Below are 23,311 nucleotides of genomic sequence, written 5' to 3'. Positions count from 1 at the left end.
TTGCTATATGGCTTCGTCTTACTTAAGATAATCCTCCTCAACCGTTACATTAGTAAAGATATAGCCAGACAGCGGATTTTCAATAAGACCGGTAAGACCTTTTCTTATACAGGAGCTTCTCATAACCTGCATCAGCGGAACAATCGGTCCCTGTAACTCATAAAGAATGTTATCAACCTCTTCCAGAGTTTTTACTCGCGTCTCCTTATTCATATCACCAAATGCTTCCATAATTTTTGCATTCAGTTCATCATTCTTATAGCCATTGCTGTGCATATCCTGTACAACACGCGGAACCAGGTTCTGAGTCAGTGCGTTTCCATCCCAGGTTGCCAGATTTACCATAAAGATATCATAATCACCATCGGTTCGTCTGGTATTCATGGTTGCTGTATCAACCATATCTACCCTTGTCTTAATGCCAATCTGATTCAGGTAATCTGCCATTGCAGTCATAATGGAATCTGCATAAGAAATATCACTGCGGCTTAATAATACTAATTCCTCACCGTTATAACTGGACTTTGCCAAATACTCTTTTGCCAGTTCCGGATCATATTTCAACGCTTCTAGGCTGTCCTGATGGCCTTCTGCATGGGTGGTAAAGAAATCGTTCATTACAAGTCCGCCACCCATCAGGGAACAGAATGCATCTCTGTCAATTGCATGCATAATTGCATAACGTAAATTCTGGTCTGTGGTCGGAGCCTTACCATCCATCTTAAACTGCAGATAGTACATAACTTCGGAAATAGAATCTGTGATCTCACACTGATCTGCTACCGGATCCAGCATAGACTTCAGATCCACATTTACATTGTTGATATAATCAATATCACCATTGATAAATGCTGCATTCTGTGCAGTCGGGTCGGAAATGAACCACAGGTATAAGGTATCGATGTTGCTGAAATCTCCGCCCTGCCAGTAATCGGTGTTGCGGCTGAATTTCAGATACTGGCCATCAACCCACTCATCTAATTTCCAGCGGCCGGTGCCGTTAAGCGTATCTACAGAAGAGAACAGGCTGGAACCATACTGTTCAATTTCTTCTGCTTTTGCAATATAGGTATACGCCAGAGAAATATCCAGAGAGAAGAACGGCTCACTTAAATACAGTTTTACGGTGTGATCATCCATCTTCTCTGCTTTTTCCAGATACTTCCAGTTTGTTGCAAACAGTGCCATTTCATCTTTATGCTCTGCAATGTACTGCATTTCCGTATAGACATCATCTGCATCACAGTCAGAACCATCGAAGAATTTTACGCCCTCTGCAATATGTAAGGTTACTTCTTTCTGGTCATCGCTTAGATCATAACCGGTACAGATCAGCGGTTCACAATCGCCGCCATGGTTAGAGCTGTACAGCGCATCAAATACCATCTCGGCAAACATATAGTTCGGTCCGGAAGTATAATTCCAGATATTCAGAGACTGGATACCATCTTCACGCTGTAAATTTACCACAACTTTTCCATCTGCATCCACATATGCTGATGCACCGCCTGAACTTCCAGTTTCGGAGTTTTCACTGCCGGCTGCAGCTGTACTGTCTCCCCCTGCCGGCTGAGTCGAAGCTGTTGATCCGCCGCATCCCACTAATCCAAATGCCACAAGCGCTGCCATCATAAGTGCTGTAAATCGTTTTGTTTTCCTCATAAGCTCCTCCTCTGTGAATTTAGTTATCTTTTAATAAATCGAAAGGCCGGATTGTCAGAAATCCTTCACATGGCCGTTTCGGTGCAAAATGCATTTCCAGTGTTGTCAGATTGCATACAAAAGAAAATACCGTCTCTAACTGTTCGTCCTCCGGTTTTAATTTGTCTGCGTGACGGCAAATACACTGCGGTGAATTTCCATGATCACTGAATACCCGCTTAATGTCATCAATGGAAATTTTCCCTTCGATCATACGCAAAAGTTTATCACTCCGGTTATGTCTTACAAATGAGTTTCCCTTTCCCTTATCCAAATACGGATATCTGGGATGACCAATGGATACATAATGATTCGCATGCGTCAAAATCGAATCTGTTGGATAAAGAATTCCGCAACAGTCCGAATCCATTTCCACATCAGCTGCTTCATTATCTCGCTGTGCTATCATGATGTTGTTCACTGCACCATTTTTACCATCATTGATTGCATCAATTGCTGCACCCAGATTATCGGAATCCAGAACCCCCCGAAGTAAAAACTGAAGCGGAACACCCTCAAAATTTACCGGTGCATTCGTTGTCAGTGTGTTTACTCCATCGCCCAATCCTGCAGAATTCATTCCAGATCTGCAGATGATTCCGGCTTCTCCGCAATATGCAATGGATGGTTTTCCATTTTTCTGCTCAATGATATGGTAAATCAGGCACTCTTCTGACCACGGGTAATTGTCCCAGTTCTGGCCCACGTAAGTAGCACCATCAACGGTTCTCTCCCCGGTGACTGCTATCGATGTACAGGCTTCCGGCTCAAGATCCGGATGAAGGGAAATCAGCTTTCCGCTTCTGTTTTTCCGGTTGCAGCCCAGTTTCTGCAACTCTGTCCGTGAATTCAGAACCATGATGTCTTCCAGCTTTAGCCCGGCACCATCAGCAATTCCCTGTACCTCTTCAATGTAATCCTTATTGTACGCTTCTACATTTTTGATATAACCACCTGCAATCCGGTACACTTCTTCCTTTGAAACATAGCCTGATTTCAAACAGGAAACCAGATTATGTTCAAAACTTTTCCGTACCTTGTCCGGATGAGATTTCCCATGGTTATACCCAATCTCGTAGGGTGTTCCTCTTGACAGCACAATAGGGATTCCGCCTACATCCTTCATTCCATTCCTCCCTTGTTGAATTTTCATACAATTCGCGCAATTTGTATCTTTTACATAAATTTTACCGCTAGTTTGTATTCTCGTCCAATATATAAAAATCATGCAAACTATTGATTTTGTTAATAGTTTCGACTATAATTTTTTTAATACATTTATGGGAGGGATTTTTGTGGATTTTAAGCAGCTTACTTATATTATTACGATTGCAGAAGAACATAATTTAACCAAAGCTGCAGAGCGCCTTTTCGTATCCCAGTCCACGCTCAGTCTGTATCTGAACAAATTGGAACGCGAACTCGGCGTTGCACTTTTTACCCGGAATAAGAACCGGCTGACGATTACGCCAGAAGGCGAAGAATATGTAAAAACAGCTCGAAAGATTCTGGAACTGAGAAACGATCTTTACAAAAAACTGAAAATATCCCAGAATCAGTTTTCCCTCAGCATTGGCATCTCATGTCAGACCTTATTTGAACAGTTTGGCCAGATTTACGCAGATTTTCATGAGATATTTCCCAACATTTCTGTCCGAGTCACCGAAGGCTGGTCGAAAACTATTATTGAAAAACTTTATGATGGAAAACTGGATCTGGCATTTGCCGGATTTTCTGAAATTATCAATAATCCGTTTTTCAATACAGAAGTCATCAAGACCGATGAACTTCTTGTACTATTATCTCCACAGCACGCATATGCCCATCTTGCATCCAGAGACTATGACAATCCTCCATCTGTCGATATGAGACTCTTCAGCCGGGAAAGCTTTATTCTTTCCGGGCATGGAGTCTGCGAATACCTGCTTGCCCAGAATATGTTTCATGATTACGACATTGCTCCGCATACCATCTGCGAGATGAACAATCGCCACAATATTTGCCAGATGGTATTAAACAGCAACAGTATTGCCCTTCTTCCCGCTTATGGGATTCCAAGAAACACCGACATTCTGGTATGCCGCCCGGACAAACACTACTATCGCTATATGCAGCTTTTTACTCCCAAAAAGAAAAATGTTTACTCCGCTGAAATGGGGGCCTTAAAAAACATGCTGATAGAGACGTATCTGCACAGTTATGATTGATTATCCGGAAAACACAAAAAGCCCTGCAGCATTCCTGCTGCAAGGCCTTTTCTTTAAATATATTCAAACATGTCCTTCGCCTCTTCTTTGCGAACGGTTTCTTGGACACTGGTCACTTTTACTTTGACAGATTTATTGCCGAATCCAATTTCTATCACATCTCCGACTTTGACCTCTGCGCTGGCTCTGGCTATCTTGTCATTGAGCATCACGCGTCCGCTATCACATGCTTCATTTGCTACAGTTCTCCTTTTGATGATGCGAGATACCTTCAGATATTTATCCAGGCGCATATTGAGTCTCCTTTTATGGCTAAAATTCCCCCTACAACGCAATTTGCATAATAGGAGGAATTTTTTAGTTATTTGAGTATACGATAACTGCTGTAAAATTAAGCGTTTACAAGATCCTTTAATGCCTTACCAGCTTTGAATTTCGGAGTCTTGGAAGCCTCGATGACCATGGTCTCACCGGTTCTCGGGTTGCGGCCCTCTCTTGCTGCTCTCTCGGATACCTCGAAAGTACCAAAGCCTACTAACTGAATTTTATCTCCTGCCTTCAGAGCCTCTGCAACTACATCGGTAAATGCCTTTACTGCTGCCTCTGCATCTTTTTTGGAAAGGCCTGCCTGCTCAGCTACTGCTGCTACTAATTCTGTCTTGTTCATTATTAATTCCTCCTAAATGCGATAGCGACCGGAAAGGCCACTTTTCAGTATTTCATTTTGCCCTTTCATTTATATCTGTTTTGCTAGGCTTTGTCAAGGTTTTTCGCCTTTTTCTTTCCCTGAAACACGAGAACAGAACGGGACGGCACCATATAATTCTTCTGGTTTAAAATCTGGCGTTCCTGTCCCTCCTCATAATAACCTCCCGCCGCGCTGTCACTGGTGTCAAAAGCAAGCGACCACACCAGGTTTTTCGGAAGATTTGGCAGCGCAAAGCTGTGCGGCTCCCAGTGCATGTTGAAAATCACGAAAAAGAAATCATCGTTTTCGCCATTCGGCTTTTTCGCATAAGCACCGCAGTAGAGAATGCCGATCTGACGTCGGAAATTTTCAAATTCCGGCTGCCAGGCATTGACACCATGGTAAGAAATATCCGGATGTCCGCAGGCCAGATAATCCATGACTCTTGGCTCCTGCTCCATATGAAAGACCGGATGTGCCTTGCGGAACGCGATGACATGCTTTACAAAATCCAGAAGGGCCTGATCCCACTTATTAAGATTCCAGTTCAGCCAGGATATCTCATTATCCTGACAGTAAGCGTTATTGTTGCCATTCTGGGAATTTCCGAATTCATCACCTGCCAGAAGCACCGGTGTTCCCTGACTTAAGAAAAGCAGCAGCATGGCATTGCGAAGCTGCCTTGAACGGAGCTCCTGGATCTTTTTCTTGCGGACATGGCCTTCCGCTCCGCAGTTCCAGGAATAATTGTAATCACTGCCATCCCGGTTATTTTCACCATTGGCCTCATTGTGTTTCTGATCATAAGAAACCATATCCATCATGGTAAAGCCATTGGTACCTGCCATAAAGTTCAGCACGCCGGTCTCCGCCGGATTGCGGCGGTTACGGTAGATCAGGCTGCTCATCTGTTCCTCATCACCCTTTAATGCACGGCGCATATCGATCAGAAAACCGTCATTGTATTCGCCCAGATGCTTTTTCTCTCCGGCAGCCGGTTTCTCCGCCTCCCAGGACAACGCCCAGAGCTTGGTGTCTGCCAGATAAGGGTCCTTAGCCAGCAGGACAGTCGGCGCGTAACCAGTCAGATGAATGCCGTCAACATGGTATTCCCTCACCCAGAAACGCACAGTCTCCAGAACAAACTCCGGTACTTCCTTTCCGGAGAAATAAAGCTCCGGCACCACCTCCAGACCGGCCTTGTGAAGCTCACGAACCATATATTTGAATTCTGTCACCGGATTTGTACCCGGATCCGCATAGGACGCCTTTGGCGCAAACATGCCGGCCTTGGCGTAGCCCCAGTAATTCAGACGGCTCGTAGGTTCACTCGTTCCATAGGGATTGCCCTCTACATTCTCCGGCATCATGACTTCCTGAAATTCCACCGGCGGCAAAAGCTCCAGGGTAGTGATTCCCAGCTCTTTGAAGTAAGGAATCTTGTCCACCACTCCCCGGAAGGTTCCCCGGTGTTCTGTCCCAGAAGACGCATGCTTTGTCAGCCCCCGCACATGAGCCCGGTACACAATACAATCCTCATATGGAATATGAAGCGGCCTGTCCCCCTGCCAGTCAAATTCCGGCTCCGCCACCGGTGACAAAAGAAGCCGTTTCGCATGGCTTAACCTGCCCCAGCGTTCCCGGCCCGCAAAGGAACGGCCATAGGGATCGGAAAACCGTTTACCGTCTGCCTCAAAAGCATAATACAGGTCATCAAACGCTCCGTTTAACGTCATAGACCAGACATGGCCGGTCTTTCCTTCTTCCGGAAACGGAATGTTGCGCACCTCGCGAAACCTTGCTTCCTTTCCATTTTTGTCTTCTTTCACAAATAAAAGCAGGCTGCAAGCCTTCGCTGCAGCCACTGCTGATACATGGATCCCCCCATCTGTCCGTGTGAGGCCCATTGGATACACCCTGCTGTCATTTACATCAATCTGATACTGTTCCAATTCTGCCCACCTTTCCCGTTGCGGCCTGCATCCAGTCCGCAGCGCGTTCTATTCTTTCAGACACAGTTCTACCGGGCAATGGTCCGACCCAAGCACTTCCGTGTGGATTTTTGCCGACTCTAGCCGGTCTTTTAAGCAGTCGGATACACAGAAGTAATCAATACGCCATCCTGCGTTTTTCTCCCGGGCCTTAAACCGGTAAGACCACCAGGAATAAACTCCCGCCTGATCCGGATAGAAATACCTCCAGGTATCGGTAAAACCGGCTGCCAGCAGCTCCGTGAACTTTTCTCTCTCCTGATCCGTGAAACCGGCATTATTGCGGTTTGTCTTCGGATTCTTCAGATCAATTTCCTGATGCGCCACATTGAAATCACCACAGAAAATAACCGGTTTTTCTGCATCCAGTTGCTTTAAATACGCGCGCCATGCGTCCTCCCACTCCATGCGGTAGTCAAGCCGTGCCAGCTCATTCTGGGAATTCGGCGTATAACACGTAATTACATAATATGCCGGAAACTCCGCGGTTATAACTCGTCCTTCATGATCGTGCGTTTCCACACCAATCCCGTACGTTACGGAAAGCGGCTCCTTCTTTGTGAACAATGCCGTTCCGGAGTATCCCTTCTTCTCCGCGTAATTCCAGTACTGATGATATCCCGGCAGCTCCAGGTCGATCTGTCCGGCCTGCAGCTTAGTCTCCTGCAGGCAGAAAACATCCGCGTCTGCCTCATGAAAGAAATCCAGAAAATTCTTTCCCACACAGGCACGCAGTCCGTTCACATTCCAGGAAATCAGCTTAGTCATACAAATTCTCCTTATAGATGCCGTCCTCGATCAGCTTGCGGATAGATGCAACCACCGCATCCTTATCTTCTTTGTAGGTCACGCCAAACCATTTGTCCCGGGTTTCCAGAACCCGTACATGTGCTTTTCCGCTCTTGATCTGCTGGTCAATGACCTTCGGAAGCAGGTACTCTGCCTTCACATCTCCCTCTTTGATGCCATCCAGAAATTCTGGAAAGCCTGCCTCCAGGGCATCCAGGAATTTCGGCGGAAGGCCCCACATGTTCATGGAAACATACTGTCGTGCATCCACAACCACCGGATTGCCCTGCTCATCATTCGCAAAGATGCCGTTGCCCTTACGCTCAATATCATAGGTCTCCGTTACATCCCTTAAGGTGCCATCCGGATTCACCTCGCAGACGCCTCGGGTTACAGTACCATTCTCACTTAATGTATTCTCCAGAATGAATCCGCCCATGCACATGTCATACACGTCACCCTCAGTATCCATCTCATTGATCATATAATCATGGATTTTGAAAAATCCCTCTCTTCCGTAATAATCATCTGCATTGATGACCAGAAACGGCTCATGCACCAGATCCTTCACGGTAAGAACTGCCTGACCGGTTCCCCATGGCTTCTTTCTTCCCTCTGTTACATGGTAGCCCTCCGGAAGCGCATTCAGCTCCTGAAATGCATATTCCACATGGGCAATCTTCTCAATGCGGTTTCCAATGATCTCCCTGAAATCTTTCTCAAGATCCTTGCGGATGATAAAAATAATCTTATTAAATCCGGCTGCCAGCGCGTCATGGATAGAATAATCCATAATGATTTCTCCTCCCGGACCTACCGGTTCGAGCTGCTTGATACCTCCGCCAAACCGGCTTCCGATTCCGGCTGCCATAATAACCAGTGTTGTGTCTCTCATTCCCATTCCCTCTCCAAATTATCAGACGTATCCCGGCGCCATATCCCGGCGTCAGACCATAATGTATCTAAAATATATCACACTCCGCGGCAAATAACAATATTCCGCAAACAGTTCAGGCCTGCGAAATACCGCTTTTAGCAGCTTTCGCAGGCCTGTTTTCAGTCTGTATTTATTTCAGCATTCCCGGTTTCGGGAAGTAGCGGAACAGTACCTTCGCAATGATCTTGTCACGCTTAACATAGGTATTCTCCCAGCGGCGGGCATCCATGGAATAGTTCCGGTTGTCTCCCATCATGAAATAGCAGTTCTCCGGCACTTCAAAGTGCATGGGTTCCTCCGGGATCATAGGCTCGCGGATATACGGCTCATCCAGCGGCTCGCCTGAACCGTTGATGTAAACCTTGCCGTCCACAATGTCCACGGTTTCTCCCGGCAGTCCAATGATACGCTTTACATAATAAATCTTTTCATTGTCCGGGAAACGGAAAATAGCAATATCTCCGCGCTTTGGATCCTCAAAATGATAGGAAAGCCTGGAGCCGATGACGCGGTCACCCGTCATGATGGTATTCTCCATAGAACCGCTCGGCACCTCACTGTTAGCAATGATAAAGGTATTCAGTACGAAAGCAATGAGTGCTGCAGACACAACAATCTTAATCCACTCAAAAAGCTCTTTTCCCCAGCCGCCCGGCTGTTCTTCCTTTTTGCGTGACTTTTTCTTTCTACCCTCTGTCGGCTCCACCTGCGGCACTTCCACCTCTTTTTCCGTGTTGCCGGTTCTGACTGCCTCTCTGTGCAATTCCTGCGCGATCTTTCTCGCTTCTTCCTCAGCAGACTGCACCTTCTCCGCAGAGAATGCCTCCTGCGCCTGGTCCGGCTTTTCCGAATGCCTTAAGCTCTCCGGCTCTCCCTCCCAGTGCTGTCCGGCGCGCATGCCGTCAAGTCCGCCCAGAAGCGGGTCTTTCTTTGTTCTGTCTTCACTCATGAAATAACCACCTTATTTATTGCGGTACTTGTCCAGAAGCTTGTTGATGCGCTTGGTCGGGCTCAGCAGCTCGCTTAAAGAATCATCATGATTTAAGTTGTCGATGATCAGGGCAATGTACTTACTCATATCTACATCAATGTAGTACGGTCTGGATAACAGCTCCGGAGTCTGGTATACCACATTGGTAGTCAGGATCCGGTCGATCAGGCCATTCTCATAATACTCGTCAAATTTAGCCAGTCCGTTGGTGAACAGACCGAAGGTTGCGCAGATAAATACCTTTCTTGCTTTTCTGCGCTTTAACTCCTTTGCAACATCCAGCATGCTCTCGCCGGAGGAGATCATATCATCCACAATGATAACATCCTTGCCTTCTACGCTGGAGCCCAAAAACTCGTGAGCCACGATCGGGTTGCGGCCGTTCACGATCTTGGTATAATCGCGGCGCTTGTAGAACATACCCATATCCAGGCCCAGTACGTTTGCAAAGTAAACAGCACGGCCCATGCCGCCCTCATCCGGGCTGATGACCATCATGTGATCACTGTCGATCTGAAGCTCTGTCTCATTCTTTAACAGATGCTTGATAAACTGGTAAATCGGCTGTACAGTCTCAAAGCCCTTTAACGGGATGGCATTCTGCACACGTGGGTCGTGAGCGTCAAAGGTGATAATATTCTCTACACCCATGTTGGTCAGCTCCTGCAGGGCCAGCGCACAGTCTAAGGACTCACGGCCGGAGCGCTTATGCTGACGGCTTTCATAGAGGAACGGCATAATGACGTTGATACGGCGTGCCTTGCCTGCTGCTGCCGCGATCACACGCTTTAAGTCCTGGAAATGGTCATCCGGGGACATATGATTGGTCATGCCGCACAGAGAGTAGGTCAGATTATAGTTACATACATCTACCATGATGTAAAGATCGTCACCACGAACGGAAGACTCAATGGTTCCCTTGCCTTCACCGGAGCCGAAACGCGGGGTTTTAGCCTCAATAATGTAAGAGTCTCTCTGATAGCCTGCAAACGCGATAGTAGATTTGTGCTCACTCTCGCGTTCCTTTCTCCACTCGACCAGCCAGTCGTTTACCTTCGCACCCAGGGTCGAACAGCTTTTTAACGGAATCAGTCCTAATGGTCCTACCGGAATGGTCTCAATGGTCTTCTCTTCGTAAATCATCTTTTCCTCCATGCAATGTATATTATTTGTTATTCGTAACCGGCGAAGCCTCCCGGATCCCGGGATGCCGCCACATCGCTTCTTTTATATCATTATGCCTCAGTTAAGTCAAGCAAATACCCTCTTTTTCATGCGGATATCCGCACCGTAAAGCGGGATGACACGGTAATTGCTCATGATCCGGGACGTAACACGGTCTGAATAGGTGTCCTTCAGCATGCTCATGGACAGGTTCGTGGAAATGATCGTCCCCTTCTTTCTGCCGATGCGCTCATTGATGCAGTAAAAGAGCTGGGAGGACACAAAGGAGTTATTGAGCTCCGTTCCCAGGTCATCGATGATCAGCATGTCACATTCCAGAATATAGCGGTAACTCTCCTCTGCATCCTCCTCGCTTTCCCTGCCAAACTTGTATTTGGAAAAGATTTCAAACAGCTCATTGGAGGATAAATAAATGACCGAAATGCACCGGTCGATCAGTTCTTTCGCAATGCAGTTGGTGAGAAATGTCTTTCCCACACCTGTGCCGCCGGTAAAGAGGATGCTGTTTCCTTTTGCTGGATACTGCTGCGCAAACTCACGGCACTGCCGCACCACCACATCCATGTAGGCCCTCTCTGTCATGCCCAGCTGAGGAACTTTCTCGGTATCATCGTAAAAATCAAAGCGGAGATGGTCAAAGTTCTCCTCTTTTAAGACTGCCTCAATGTTAGACTGGGCATAAAGAATATTCAGCCGCTGCCGTTCAAAGCAGTGACAGCGTTTTCCATTCACATAGCCCGTATCCTGACAGTCCGGGCAGTCATAGCGAGGCTCCATATAGTCTGCCGGGAACCCGGCTGATTTTAAAAGCGTCAGTTTCTGCTCTTTCAGATCCGCCAGTTCTTCCTTCAGATGTTCCCGGGCTCTTGTGTCTCCGCCCAGCACCCGTCTGGCACAGTCTGCGGCCCTTGTACTGAGCTGGCGGTCCAGCTCCTGAATCTGCGGTATTTTGCTGTATACTTCCCGAACCCGTGCTTCCATGGCCCGGCGCTGAAAGCGCTGCCGTTCTTCATACCCGCGCATCACCGCGTTGTACTGGGAATTACTCAGTGCCATAATCTGTTCTCCTTACTGTTCTCCGATCCAGTCCTTCACCTGATTCAGCACCATAGAGTCATAGTCGGTGTTTCTCTGCTCAAAGTTTAAGAACTGGTTGTTTGTCTGACGGCTGTTCTTCCGGGTCTTCTGGCTCTTCTGGCCTTTGTACTGTTCATCCAGCACCGAAATGTCGTTCAGGCTGTGAACGCCGGCCTTTCGCCAGTCGGAAAGGATTTTGTCCGCATAGCGGAAGCTTGGGTTGTGGGTAGCCTCCATGGTACGGTTGCAGGCCTCCAGCACCACCTCTTTCGTAAAACCATATTCCCCGAACCAGCGCTCGATCATTTCCCGCTCCGTTTCCCCGGGATTTCTTCCGGTCAGTCCAAAGGCCCGCATCACGGAAAATGAGTTTTTGGTAAAGCCGCTGGCATAAGCCTTGGCCTGCTCCACGGTAGCGAAGCCCTTTTCATGCCAGCTGATGGCTACGGTCTCTATATAACGGATGCTGGTGTGCCCGCCCTGCACACAGTGCTCCACCACATATTCCAGCAGCTCTGCTGACATGTGGAGCCCGTCGTAAAGATAGGCAAATACCTCCAGCTCCCGCTGGGTAAAAATCTTATTCAGATAACGCTGGGCAATGTACAAAAGCTCCGAGAACTCTCCGTCTCCCTGCAGGCGGTTCACCTGGTCCTGGCTGTACACCGGCCGTGCGCCCTTTGCCGGTTCCGGGGCTACTGCCTCCATAGCTGCTGCGGTGGTCTGCTGTATAACAGTCTCCTGCTTTGCCGCCGGGCCCTGCTTCGTCTGCCCGGTGCCGGCCCCCATGGCCTGCTGCGCGGCAAAAGCTGTGCCTGTGCTCAGAACGCCCAGCTTCTCCCAATAGACAATGGCCCGGCGGATGTCTGCCTCCGTGTGATTCAGGCCCTCCGCAATACGCTCAAGACTCACCGGTTCCCCTCTGTGGCGGAGCAGATACAGATATACCTTCACATATTCCCCGTTGGCTTCTGCCAGGTAACGGTCAATAAATTCGTTGGAAACCAGGGTTGCGTCCACCTGGAAATGATATGTAAAACTCATAAAAACCTCACCTTTCCTGTCTTGTAACAGTGTACCACATCCCCATTCAAAAAGAAATAGCTGAGTTTATCCACAGAATTTGTTGTGGATAATGTGGATAATGTGGATATAGCTCTTTCCTGTCGACAGCAATCGTGCGCAAAACATGTCAAATGGTAGGTAAAATCGCGGTTTTTTAAATTTTTAGACTTCTTCTTATGTAAATTAAAAAATCCACATAGTCCCTTTACATAAAAAGTGGAAAACTATGTGGATAATGTGGATAACTATTTATTCAGGAGCTTTTCCCCAACTTTTACAATATCTCCGGCACCCATAGTTATCAACAGATCACCGGTGGAACAATTTTTTAAAAGAAATGCTTCAATTTCCTCAAAGGTCGGGAAATAATGGACCTCTGTGCCCAGTTTTTCAATGCGGGAAGCGATATCCGCAGAGCTGATGCCCAGAGTATCTGTCTCTCTTGCCGCGTAAATATCAGCAAGAACTACCGCATCCGCTGCGGAAAGTGCCTCAGCGAACTCATCCAGGAATGCCTTGGTACGGGTATAAGTATGTGGCTGGAAGACACACCAGAGCTTTTTATGTGGATAATTATGTGCTGTCTTTAAGGTCGCCGCGATCTCCTGCGGATGGTGTGCGTAATCATCAATAATCGTAATGCCGTTTAACTCACCCTTTTTCTCAAAACGGCGATCTGTTCCGGTAAAATGAAGAAGCCCCTCAGCAATGGCTGTATCCGGAATGCCCAGGGCTTTCGCGGTGGCAATGGCTGCCAGGGCATTGTATACATTATGTTCACCCGGAACTCCCAGCGTAATGGTCCCGGCCTTCTTTCCCTGCTCCATCAGGTTAAAGGTCGGGCGGGCAAATGCGTCATAGGTAATATCCGCAGCACTGTAATCGCTCTCACTGCTGTGTCCAAAGGTAACCACCCTGCATGGCAGACCGCCGCTGATCTCCTCGTAATTCTTAATATCACGGTTGATGATCAGAAGTCCCTTCTCATCCAGTTTCTCCGCAAACAGGCGGAAGGAATGACGGATATCATCCAGATCCTTGAAGAAATCCAAATGGTCTGCTTCTATATTTAAGATGATCTCCATGGTCGGGAAGAAGGAAAGGAAGCTGTTGGTATACTCACAGGCCTCCGTCACAAACAGCTCCGGTCCGCCCACGCGGATGTTTCCACCGATGGAATGCAGGATTCCGCCTACAGAGATGGTCGGATCTTTCTCCGCTGCCAGAAGAATCTCTGTCACCATGGAGGTAGTCGTAGTCTTTCCATGGGTTCCGGAAATGGCGATGGCCTCACCGTAGTTTTTCATGATCTGGCCTAATAGCTCCGCGCGGCTCATCATTGGGATGCCGCGGCGCACCACCTCTGCGTACTCCGGGTTATCCGCATGAACCGCGGCAGTGTAGACCACAAGGTCGATGTCATCGGTAATGTTGGCTGCAGCCTGACCGTACATCACCTTTGCTCCGGCTGCTGCAAGATGGTCGGTCAGCTCGCTCTCATGGGCGTCAGAGCCGCTCACGCGAAATCCCTCCCGCATCAGGATCTCCGCAAGGCCGCTCATGCTGATGCCGCCGATTCCGATAAAATGGATCGCAATGGGTTTCTTAAAATCTATCTGATACATACTGGTTTCCATCCTTTTCTCATGTTCATGTTCTTCTTAATATAATATACTGCTTCATATTCTTTTCCTTTTTACTTCCTTTTGCATGAAAAGTCAATGTTTTTCTAGTCTTTCCAAAGGATTTGTAATATAATTGGAAGGAAAAATGGAATGAAAGGAGTCTGTTTACAGAGGTATATACTATGAAATCTAATCCTACCCCACATTCGCTTATGCGTGCCCTATCCGGCTTTTTTGTCAGCCTGTTCGGAATCCTCGGATGGCTGTTTCAGTCCATCCTGCATATTCTGACCTGCGGTCTGCTTTTGTGCGGCCTCATTGGCCTGCTCATTTATGCGAAGGTACGTCCGGAGCTGGACCACTGCCGGGAAGTTGCCTACGATAAGCTGGCGCAGATGCAGCGCCAGGACTTCAGTATGCTGTCTGACACAGAAATATACGATAAAAACGATCAGCTGATCGGCCTGATCAATGCCGGACATTACGAATATGTCCCCATCAGCCAGATCAGCATGAATCTGCAGAATGCTTATATTGCCCAGGAAGACCGACGCTTCAAATCCCACACCGGTGTTGACTGGATCGCTACCTTCCGTGCAGGTCTCGCCCTCATCAAAAACCGCGGCGAGATCACCCAGGGCGGAAGCACCATCACACAGCAGGTGGTAAAGAACACCTACCTAACCCAGGAACAGAGCTTCACCCGCAAAATCGTGGAAATCCTGCTGGCGCCGGAGATTGAGAAAAAGTATTCCAAAGCAGATATCATGGAATTTTACTGCAACACCAATTTCTACGGCAACCACTGCTATGGCGTGGAAGCTGCCAGCCGCTACTACTTCGGCAAGGACGCCAGCGACCTGGAATCCTACGAAGCAGCTGTACTGGTCGGCATCAGCAACAGCCCCACCGCCTACAACCCCGTCCGCAACCCGGAGGCCTCTTTAAAGAAGCGCAACGATGTGCTGCAAAGCATGCTGGAAGTCGGTTATCTCACGGAAGATGCCTATAACAGCGCCATCAGCCAGCCATTAAGCATCGTGCAGGAAGAGGGCGAGGGCAGTAACGAGAATTACATGAGCAGCTATGCCATCCACTGCGCTGCCCTGGCGCTCATGAAGCTGGACAACTTTCAATTCCAGTATATCTTCAAAGACAAATCCGATTACGACTCTTATATAGAAAATTACCAGGCCACCTACACCGAGAAGGCCGATGACATCCGTGCAGGCGGCTACCGTATCTACACGACCCTCGACCAGGAGCTTCAGAAGACATTGCAGACTCAGCTTGACGATGTCCTGTCCCCGTACACAGAGCTTCAGGATAACGGAAAATATGCCCTTCAGGGTGCCGGCGTCATCGTAGACAATATGACAAACAGCGTGGTAGCCGTGGTCGGCGGACGCGGCGAAAACGATGTCTACAACCGAGCCTACTTAAGCGCAAGACAGCCGGGAAGTACCATCAAACCCCTGATCGACTACGCGCCTGCCTTCGATACCGGCGAATACTATCCGGCCCGCCTGGTCAACGACCATAAATGGGAGAACGGCCCCTCCAACAGCGGCGGCTCCTACTATGGCAATGTTTCTGTCCGTGAGGCTTTAAACCGCAGCTTAAATACTGTGGCATGGCAGATTCTCACCGACATCGGCGTGGACTATGGCTTAAACTATCTGGGCGAAATGGAATTCCAGAAGCTCACCTACATCGACAACGGCGTACCGTCCTTAAGTATCGGCGGCTTCACCAACGGTGTCCGGGTGGTAGATATGGCAAAGGGCTACAGTACCCTGGCAAACGGCGGTGTATACAATGATCAGACCTGCATCCGCAAAATTGATCATGAACATGACGGAGAACTGACCAAAAACCTAAAGACGCATTCCCAGGTTGTCTACCAGCAGGATTCTGCTTACATGCTGACCGACATTCTAAAGGGAACCCTCAACGAAGCCTACGGAACCGGCTATGGCCTGGCTCTGGAAAATGGCATGCCGGCCGCAGGAAAAACCGGCACCACTAACAGCAGCAAGGATACCTGGTTCTGCGGCTACACCCGCTATTACACCACCGCAGTCTGGGTAGGCTACGACACTCCGCGGGCCATGCCGGGCATTTACGGCAAGACCTATGCCGGAAAAATCTGGAAACAGATCATGGATCAGATCCATGAGGGCAAAGAACCCTTAGACTGGCAGCAGCCCGCCACTGTGGAGGTAACCACCGACTCTAAGAGCGGCATCACAGACCTATTCAGCGCCACCTTAAATGACCGGGCACAGCAGACCCTTCATGACAAAGAACAGCGCAAGCTGGAAGAGGACCTGGAAGCCGCAATAACAGCCTTTGAAGACAAAACCATCGAAACGGTTGAGGACACCTACTGGGTAAAAGAACAGTACCAGAGTATCATCTCCAGGCTGAATCTGATGGACGGCAACGACAAACGTACCGAACTGCTGGAGCGCATGACAAAACGCAATGAGGAATTTGCCCCGATTATCCGTGATATGCAGGATACCATCGCCCTGTATGAGGCCCAAAAGGCCAAGGAAAAAGCAGAAGCCCAGAAAAAGGCAGAAGAAGATGCTGTCACGGCAAGAAAAAATCAGGAAATCCAGACTCGCAAAAATACCTTCCTGAGTGCCCTGCGGGATGTGGAAAATCTGGAATACCAGTCCTCCGAGGCTGAAAGCCTTGTGCAGAATGCTATCAGCAAGCTCTCTCTGGTAGAGACTTATGAAGAAGCCGCTTCCTACAAGGAACGTCTTCAGAAAGCCATCGACCGCATTGCCACCCTGCCGACCGAGAGCGAATGGCAGGCCGCACAGCAGCAGAAAGAAGCAGCCAAAGCCGAAGCCCAGGCTGCGGAGCAGGAGCAGATCGGCATCGAGCAGCAATCTCTGAAAAATTATTTAAATCAGGCCAAACGAAGCTGGAATACCTGGAGCAACCAGCCACCGGCAAATCCGGCGGCCGGTCCCGGTTCTTCTTCACAGTCTGTGATCGCAGCACCAACAACAGGAAGGAATGATTAAATGAAGGATCATCATGCTGAATCAGAACATGTCACTCCGGGAAGCACAACAAAACTGCAGAACCCGGACACACAAGAGATTCCGGTAGATACCGCAAAGCTTCAGGCGGCGCTTGAGAAGCGTGCTGACCAGGAGACCACCGTGCTTCCCTCACTTAGCATGCCGGCAAACAAAAAGCGTCTCACCATCCGCCCCTTAAGTGAGCGCTGGTGGACGCCTTCTGTCCGCTCCTGGTTTTTCACATTCATGTGCATGAACATGCCCATTGTGGGCTGGTTTTATCTTTTTCATAAAGCCCGGTATGAAGAAGACCCGGCACGAAAAGAATTCGCCCGGGCCTACCTCTTTTACAAACTCGTATTTTTCATTGCGGGAGCCGTTGTCCTGCTGATCCTGATCTGGATCGGACTGGGACTTTTAGACCAGCTGCTCGCTTATATGGAAATGTTGTAACTTTACTGTGTAAATACCGCTCTGTGATTCCGCTCCAGTGCCAGAAGCAGAAGATTACCCAGTACTCCGATAGCCAGGATCTCTCCGATTCCTACCGTCAGCATCGCATACGGGATCAGGTCTGTAGAGCCATATGCATAACGCAGTACCCATGGAACGATGATGGTATTGGAAAGGATCGGCGGCAGGCATACCAGCCATTTATTCTTCTTCCCAAGATAATAGGAGCCAACTGCTCCGATCAGGGTTGCAATACTGCCGAACACTACATCAAGCGGTGCTGCTCCGCAGAGCAGATTTGCAAGAAAGCAGCCGACGGTCACACCCGGTACCGCGCTCGGTAAAAAATACGGGAGTACGCAGAGTGCCTCGGAAATCCGGAATTGGACCGGACCAAAAGCAATCGGTGCAACGATCATGGTCAGAGCCACATAGACAGCCGCAATGGCTGCTCCCTGGGTAATGCGGCCAGTTGTTGATTGGTTACGCTGTTTGTTCATATTCAATTCTCCTTTAGTTTTGTTTTACGAGTGGAAGGTCACGAACACTCGAATGCAACGGCTAAGAGTATAACACAGAGAAGACAGGAATGCAAGCCGGCATTCCTGTCTTTCCTTCACAAGATAAAATAATCTTACTTGATTTCTTCTATATAGTAAATGTAATCCAGAAAGCGCAGTGCTTCAATGATATCACTGTGCTTTTTGTCCTTTTTCAGCTCCTGGCTGTCCACAGTCAGGGAAACCGTATACACACTGAGTCCTGAGTTTAAGTATGCCGGATTTGCCTCAATATCGTCAATGCGGATGCCCAGCTTACGGATCGTTGCCACAAAATCCTGAAGTTTGAAGCTGCTCTTTAATTCCAGATGTACCTCAAAATGATTGGAGCGATCTTTCAGATAACGCTCTGCAGACGGGAACAGAGAAATACTGCAAAGAAGCGCCAGGAAAATAACAACTGCAGAAATATACATTCCGGCACCGACCATCAGACCCATGAACCCACAGGCCCACAGCGCTGCAGATGTGGTCAGGCCCTTGATCTGGTTCTTGGAACTGAACAAAATGGAATTGCCGCTTATCATAGCAATTCCCACAACAGCTGCCCCTGAAATAACCGGGATCCCGAAAGCAAATCTTCCTGCCAGATACAAATCCGTTACAACAGCTGCTGTAGCAGATGCACTGACCAGCATAAAGGTCCTCATACCTGCGGAATGACGTTTGCTGGAACGCTCACATCCAACGACCGCCGCCAGCACCAGTGACAGCAGGATCCTTAAAATAACTTCTTCTTTTATTCCTTCCATTGTCCATCCGTTTGTCAGTTCTTCCACAATATATCCCATACTAGTACGTTCTCCTTGCTCTTAAATGATTGCGCAGCGCCCCCACTGCTTCATACTGCTCATTGGCAGCTTCTAAAAATGCCTGTTCTTCCGGCGAAATCATTCCTTCTGTCTCCGGTATTTCCTGCTGGATCTCGTGAATCCGCTGGATCAGCATTTCCAGCCTGGTCACCGGATCCTTTTCCTTTGCTTCCTTTGGCAATTCGATATCCCCATAGGAACCCGACAGATATAAGGATACCTTCGCGCAGGCCGGTCCGACCAGTTCATATAACACGCTTGACGCGAGAATCACCGTCTGCAGATCAATTCCCATCTGTCCGCCCAGGGTTCTTGCTCCCAGAGCTGCCAGACCAATGGCCACACCTGCCTGTGGCACCAGTGCCAGACCCAGATAATTGCGCACCTGCTTTTTCTTATGTACGGTCATGCAGCCTAAGTAAGCACCTGCATATTTACCAATGATACGTGTCAGGAAATACGTCACTCCGATCACTAAAAGAGACGCTCCATCTTCGCCTGCCGACGGATTCAGAAGAGCATCCAACCGGAAGGAAAGCCCGGACCGCACAAAAAACAACAGAAGGATCGGCGGACTAAAATAATTTAACTGTTTAAACAGCTTATCATCATCGGATAAGTTAATGTAAATGGTTCCCATAGACATACATCCAAGAAGAGGAGATACGTCCGCCAGCGAGCATATCCCGCAAAAAGCAAACAGCGCGGCCACCGATATGATCAGGCGATTGTCTTTGTATTTTTTCTTTGGCATCATACATTTTAACAGCCAGCCAAACATACCGCCTAACACCAATACAGCTCCATTGATCATGACAGGTTTTAAGATATTTCCCATCTGGAAGCTGCCTCCGGAAAGAGCTGCCAGTGCAATGGAGATCGCTGCGCTGTATTCCACCAGTCCAACCACATCATCTAACGCTACGACCTGCAAAAGAGTATCTACAAAATCTCCCCTTGCCCCGGTCTGTCGAATCGTCATGATCGTTGATGCAGGCGCTGTAGCGGATGCCAGTGCCGCTAACACGATTGAAAAGGCCAGATTCAGGTGCAGCACACCATAAACCACTGCAAATACGCACACCGATGCCAGCATCGCTTCCATGAGTGTGATCACAATGACCTTCCAGCCGTTTTTCTTTAATACGGAAAATCGGAAAAATTCTCCGGTACTAAATGCTATAAAGGCCAGTGCAATATCAGAAAGAAAATCCATTCCGTCTATGATGTTCCCCGACACCATATCCAGGCAATACGGTCCCAGCAGGATTCCTGCCAGAATGTACCCCGTTACATTTGGCAGCTTAAACTTTCTGGTGATCCGTGTCATAAGATACCCTGCAAACAGCATCAGGGCAATGGTAATAATAACCACCGATGCCTGTGATGTTGCATGACAAAATAAAAATGTTTTCATGTTACAACCCCCTTGTATGTCATGTTTCTATATGATATACTGATTTTCAATAAAATCAAATTATTTTATTTTTATGCGTAATAAATATTTATTATAATGACAGAAGGGAGGCTCTATGTTAGGTTCCAAAATCGAAACACTGCTGGCTGTGGCTGAATTCCAGAATTTCACGAAGGCCGCCGCATCTCTGTCTCTCACGCAGCCAGCCGTAAGCCATCACATCAGCCAGCTGGAAGAAGAGCTGGGAGTGACCCTGTTTGTGCGCGGAAAAGGCAGTTTAATGCTGACTCCCGAAGGAGAAATCGTCTTAAAATACGCCCGAAGGATTAAAGCACTGTACGGAAAAATGGGCGCGGAAATCAATAATTTCAGGAAGCAGCTGACGAAAGTCCGCATTGGCATTACACATACCTCGGAGAGTAATCTGACCACAGAGGTGCTTGCTCGCTGCAGCAATGAGAACAATAATTTTTCAATAACAATTATTACTGATACCATAAATAGTCTTTATGATATGTTGGATAATTACGAGATTGATCTGGCCATCGTGGACGGAACTCCGTCCGGTCATGCACTTTGTTCCCTGATGCTGGCCACCGATTATCTGGTATGTGTCATGTCCAATAGACATCCTCTGGCCCAGCGGGCCATGGTCACTTTAGCCGAATTAAAACAGGAGCGCATGATCCTGCGGCTGCCCACCTCCGATACACGTATCCTGTTCGAGTCCACATTAAGGAGTATTGGAGACTCCATCGACAATTTCAATATTACCCTGGAGGTTGACAACATTGCCACCATCAAGGATCTGGTACGGAAAGGTCTGGGCGTTTCCATTCTGCCGCAAAGTGCCTGCGCCAGAGAACAGAAGAAGGGAAAAATGGCAGTTCTTCCCATAGAAAATCTGAGCATGATGCGTGAGACAAAAATTGTATATAAAAAGGACTTCACCCATATGGATATCCTGCAGGAGATCACAAGGGTGTATCACGAAACAGTACGAAGCTATCAATAACGCATCCGCAGAAAGAAGGCTTTTATGAATCCAAATACGGCTCCGCTTCCGCCAGGCTACACTCATGTCCGGCATACCTTTGAACCGGTCTTTGATGAACGCTCCCGCATTCTGATCCTTGGAAGCTTCCCTTCCGTGAAGTCCCGGGAAAACCAGTTCTACTACGGCCATCCGCAGAACCGCTTCTGGAAGCTGATGGCACTGCTCTTAAACGTGCCGGTTCCGCAATCCACAGACGAAAAAAAGACCATGCTTCTCACACATGGTCTTGCACTCTGGGATGTCCTCGCATCCTGTGATATTAAAGGTTCCAGTGACAGCAGCATCAAAAATGCTGTTCCTGCAGACATCAGTCAGATTTTAAAAGCAGCAGATATCCATACCATCATTGCCAACGGCGGTACGGCTTTCCGGCTCTACAGACGCTGCTGCGAACCGCTCACCGGACGTCCGGCTGTGCTTTGCCCATCCACAAGTCCGGCCAATGCGGCCTTTTCTCTGGAACATCTGGCGGAATGCTGGAGCAAATATATTATCTGGCCAGCTCGCCGTTCTCCATCCGATTTTCCATGATCCTGCGAAGCTCATCCACACAGGCTCCCAGCGTCTTTCCGGTCTCATCGATGGTCACATCCGCGTACTTCTCATAAAGCGGCACGCGCTCATTGTAAAGATCCAGAAGAGTCATGCCATCCTTTAAGGCTACGCCCCGGTCTTTCAGGTCGCCGAGACGCTGTTTTACATCCTCATAACTCAGCTTTAAATACACCACAGTGCTGATCTCGTGCAGATGTTCCATAGCCTTCGGGCCATAGATCACGCTGCCGCCCGGGGCGATCACGGAACGCTCCGTCTCCAGTTCTGCATTCACCGATTCCTCGACCTTTAAGAACCCCTCGGTCCCCCGCTCCGCAATGATCTCTTTTAAGAGCTGGCCGGTTTTCTCCTGTATCACGATATCCACATCTACAAATGAATAACCAAGGCGCTTTGCAAGCAGAACGCCGATGGTGCTTTTGCCGGATGCCGGCATGCCTACCAGGGTAATGTTTGATTTCATTTTGCTTTCCTCCGTGTGTGCTTCGCTGTATCGGAACGTTTGCTGCTATCTTTTCGGTTTTCTCTGCCGCTCTTTTTGTCGCTCACCTTTCCGGCAAATTTCCCGTTGCCAGCCTTTTTCGTGTCTTTCCGCACCGAATACCCGAATGTTCCGATCTTCTCTCCCAGTTCAAAATATGTTCCGTGGGAATAGCTTACCAGCTTCGCATCATTTAAATGAAAAGTTCCCTTCTCATCCATGTAGCGGTCATCCACGGTCACTCCAAGGATCTCTGCAATAAACATGTCATGACTTCCAAGCTCCACTACCTGCTTTACCCGGCACTCCAGGTTCAGCGGGCTTTCCGCAATGCCCGGTGCGCTGATATGCTGAGACGGCAGCGGCGTCAGCTTCATCTCTTTGAATTTATCGGTATCGCGGCCGGATTTTACGCCACAGTAATCAGTGGCAAACACCAGATCCTTCGTCACCAGGTTTACTACAAACTCTCCTGTTTCCTTCAGGATATCATAGGAGTAACGCTCCTTCCGCACGGAAATAGAGAGCATAGCCGGGGCAGAACAGACGGTCCCGGCCCAGGCTACCGTTATGATATTTGGCTTTTCACCGGGCCGTGCGCAGCTCACCATCACGGCCGGTACCGGGTACAGCATGTTGCCGCCCCGCCAGCTCTGTTTTCCCATATTTTTCTCCT

22 protein-coding genes are annotated in these 23,311 nt (G+C 48.5%); 5 read left to right on the top strand and 17 right to left on the bottom strand.

The window, feature by feature from the left end; translation table 11 throughout:
* Window positions 1-18: 18 nt before the first annotated feature.
* Both DW819_RS01940 and DW819_RS01935 read right to left on the bottom strand, forming a co-directional pair.
* Complete coding sequence (locus DW819_RS01940) at window positions 19-1,662, bottom strand: ABC transporter substrate-binding protein (RefSeq protein WP_118731829.1); 1,644 nt, start codon at window positions 1,660-1,662, stop codon at window positions 19-21.
* Window positions 1,663-1,681: 19 nt separating this feature from the next.
* Window positions 1,682-2,827: a C45 family peptidase gene (locus tag DW819_RS01935; RefSeq protein ID WP_177304723.1), complete on the bottom strand. Its 1,146-nt coding sequence runs from the start codon at window positions 2,825-2,827 to the stop codon at window positions 1,682-1,684.
* Window positions 2,828-2,996: 169 nt separating this feature from the next.
* Between DW819_RS01935 and DW819_RS01930 the strand changes: the two genes are divergently transcribed.
* Window positions 2,997-3,908: a LysR family transcriptional regulator gene (locus DW819_RS01930; protein WP_182432544.1), complete on the top strand. Its 912-nt coding sequence runs from the start codon at window positions 2,997-2,999 to the stop codon at window positions 3,906-3,908.
* Window positions 3,909-3,961: 53 nt separating this feature from the next.
* Here the strand turns inward: DW819_RS01930 and DW819_RS01925 are convergent, their stop codons facing one another.
* From DW819_RS01925 to murC, 10 genes are all read right to left on the bottom strand, one after another.
* Window positions 3,962-4,201, bottom strand: a complete 240-nt coding sequence (locus tag DW819_RS01925; protein WP_118731826.1) for an RNA-binding S4 domain-containing protein — start codon at window positions 4,199-4,201, stop codon at window positions 3,962-3,964.
* Between the two features lie 98 nt (window positions 4,202-4,299).
* Window positions 4,300-4,575, bottom strand: a complete 276-nt coding sequence (locus DW819_RS01920; RefSeq protein WP_118731825.1) for an HU family DNA-binding protein — start codon at window positions 4,573-4,575, stop codon at window positions 4,300-4,302.
* A gap of 83 nt (window positions 4,576-4,658) precedes the next feature.
* The gene (locus tag DW819_RS01915; protein WP_118731824.1) at window positions 4,659-6,548 is read right to left on the bottom strand and encodes an alpha-amylase; all 1,890 of its coding nucleotides are present in this window, start codon (window positions 6,546-6,548) and stop codon (window positions 4,659-4,661) included.
* Between the two features lie 48 nt (window positions 6,549-6,596).
* The gene (locus tag DW819_RS01910; protein ID WP_118731823.1) at window positions 6,597-7,355 is read right to left on the bottom strand and encodes an exodeoxyribonuclease III; all 759 of its coding nucleotides are present in this window, start codon (window positions 7,353-7,355) and stop codon (window positions 6,597-6,599) included.
* Window positions 7,348-8,271: a sugar phosphate nucleotidyltransferase gene (locus tag DW819_RS01905; RefSeq protein WP_118731822.1), complete on the bottom strand. Its 924-nt coding sequence runs from the start codon at window positions 8,269-8,271 to the stop codon at window positions 7,348-7,350. The genes DW819_RS01910 and DW819_RS01905 overlap by 8 nt, the downstream gene beginning before the upstream one ends.
* Before the next feature lie 172 nt (window positions 8,272-8,443).
* A complete protein-coding gene (gene lepB / locus DW819_RS01900; protein WP_243025507.1) occupies window positions 8,444-9,019 on the bottom strand; it encodes a signal peptidase I in 576 nt (191 codons plus the stop codon).
* A gap of 255 nt (window positions 9,020-9,274) precedes the next feature.
* Complete coding sequence (locus tag DW819_RS01895; RefSeq protein WP_118731821.1) at window positions 9,275-10,447, bottom strand: ribose-phosphate pyrophosphokinase; 1,173 nt, start codon at window positions 10,445-10,447, stop codon at window positions 9,275-9,277.
* A 108-nt stretch (window positions 10,448-10,555) separates the two neighbouring features.
* Window positions 10,556-11,545, bottom strand: a complete 990-nt coding sequence (locus DW819_RS01890; RefSeq protein WP_118731820.1) for an ATP-binding protein — start codon at window positions 11,543-11,545, stop codon at window positions 10,556-10,558.
* 12 nt (window positions 11,546-11,557) lie between these two features.
* Complete coding sequence (locus DW819_RS01885; RefSeq protein WP_118731819.1) at window positions 11,558-12,610, bottom strand: DnaD domain protein; 1,053 nt, start codon at window positions 12,608-12,610, stop codon at window positions 11,558-11,560.
* A 266-nt stretch (window positions 12,611-12,876) separates the two neighbouring features.
* Window positions 12,877-14,256: a UDP-N-acetylmuramate--L-alanine ligase gene (gene murC / locus DW819_RS01880; protein WP_118731908.1), complete on the bottom strand. Its 1,380-nt coding sequence runs from the start codon at window positions 14,254-14,256 to the stop codon at window positions 12,877-12,879.
* A 182-nt stretch (window positions 14,257-14,438) separates the two neighbouring features.
* On the opposite strand from murC, the gene DW819_RS01875 reads away from it, so the two are divergent.
* Both DW819_RS01875 and DW819_RS01870 read left to right on the top strand, forming a co-directional pair.
* Entirely contained in the window at window positions 14,439-17,300 is a 2,862-nt protein-coding gene (locus tag DW819_RS01875) for a transglycosylase domain-containing protein (protein WP_118731818.1), read from the top strand.
* On the top strand, window positions 17,301-17,753 hold the full coding sequence (locus tag DW819_RS01870) for a hypothetical protein (protein WP_118731817.1): 453 nt from the start codon (window positions 17,301-17,303) through the stop codon (window positions 17,751-17,753).
* Between the two features lie 2 nt (window positions 17,754-17,755).
* Here DW819_RS01870 and DW819_RS01865 read toward each other — a convergent pair whose 3' ends face one another.
* The 3 genes from DW819_RS01865 to DW819_RS01855 form a co-directional block, all read right to left on the bottom strand.
* Window positions 17,756-18,253 (bottom strand): QueT transporter family protein, encoded by a 498-nt coding sequence (locus DW819_RS01865; RefSeq protein WP_118731816.1) that lies wholly within the window; start codon window positions 18,251-18,253, stop codon window positions 17,756-17,758.
* Window positions 18,254-18,387: 134 nt separating this feature from the next.
* A complete protein-coding gene (locus DW819_RS01860; RefSeq protein WP_118731815.1) occupies window positions 18,388-19,104 on the bottom strand; it encodes an MgtC/SapB family protein in 717 nt (238 codons plus the stop codon).
* A gap of 1 nt (window position 19,105) precedes the next feature.
* On the bottom strand, window positions 19,106-20,542 hold the full coding sequence (locus DW819_RS01855; RefSeq protein WP_118731814.1) for a cation:proton antiporter: 1,437 nt from the start codon (window positions 20,540-20,542) through the stop codon (window positions 19,106-19,108).
* Window positions 20,543-20,657: 115 nt separating this feature from the next.
* Between DW819_RS01855 and DW819_RS01850 the strand changes: the two genes are divergently transcribed.
* Together DW819_RS01850 and DW819_RS01845 are read left to right on the top strand one after the other, a co-directional pair.
* Entirely contained in the window at window positions 20,658-21,557 is a 900-nt protein-coding gene (locus DW819_RS01850) for a LysR family transcriptional regulator (protein WP_118731813.1), read from the top strand.
* 24 nt (window positions 21,558-21,581) lie between these two features.
* A complete protein-coding gene (locus DW819_RS01845) occupies window positions 21,582-22,130 on the top strand; it encodes a DNA-deoxyinosine glycosylase (RefSeq protein WP_118731812.1) in 549 nt (182 codons plus the stop codon).
* Here the strand turns inward: DW819_RS01845 and DW819_RS01840 are convergent.
* Together DW819_RS01840 and DW819_RS01835 are read right to left on the bottom strand one after the other, a co-directional pair.
* The gene (locus tag DW819_RS01840) at window positions 22,090-22,617 is read right to left on the bottom strand and encodes a shikimate kinase (protein WP_118731811.1); all 528 of its coding nucleotides are present in this window, start codon (window positions 22,615-22,617) and stop codon (window positions 22,090-22,092) included. The two genes, DW819_RS01845 and DW819_RS01840, sit on opposite strands and share 41 nt — an antisense overlap.
* Entirely contained in the window at window positions 22,614-23,300 is a 687-nt protein-coding gene (locus DW819_RS01835; protein WP_118731810.1) for a flavin reductase family protein, read from the bottom strand. Before DW819_RS01835 ends, DW819_RS01840 begins: the two co-directional genes overlap by 4 nt.
* Between the last annotated feature and the right edge of the window lie 11 nt (window positions 23,301-23,311).

Source organism: Clostridium sp. AM33-3 (assembly GCF_003480315.1).
Taxonomy (GTDB): domain Bacteria; phylum Bacillota; class Clostridia; order Lachnospirales; family Lachnospiraceae; genus Brotaphodocola.
Note: the sequence above shows the minus strand (reverse complement) of the source record. Positions and strands in the feature narration are given on the sequence as shown.